Annotated in this window: 1 rRNA gene; it reads right to left on the bottom strand. The window is 45.5% G+C overall.

Features of this window, described 5'->3' with window-relative positions:
• Positions 1-140: 140 nt before the first annotated feature.
• A 16S ribosomal RNA gene (locus tag C173_RS33875) occupies positions 141-200 on the bottom strand; the annotation flags it as partial.

The raw sequence follows: 200 nt of genomic DNA, 5'->3' as shown, positions 1-200 counted from the left end.
CGTTTCGGTATCCAGTTTTCAAGGATCAAGTTTCTTACTTGAGAGCTTAAACTCTCAAAACTGACCAACGAGTGAGTAACTAGCCGACCGGCTAGATTTAAGATTTGAATGTCTCCACTTCCGAAGACGATTCTCCATAGAAAGGAGGTGATCCAGCCGCACCTTCCGATACGGCTACCTTGTTACGACTTCACCCCAAT

The organism is Paenibacillus sp. FSL R7-277, from assembly GCF_000517965.1.
In the GTDB taxonomy this organism is placed as follows: domain Bacteria; phylum Bacillota; class Bacilli; order Paenibacillales; family Paenibacillaceae; genus Paenibacillus_AQ; species Paenibacillus_AQ silagei.
This window is presented reverse-complemented; position numbering and strand designations above follow the sequence as displayed.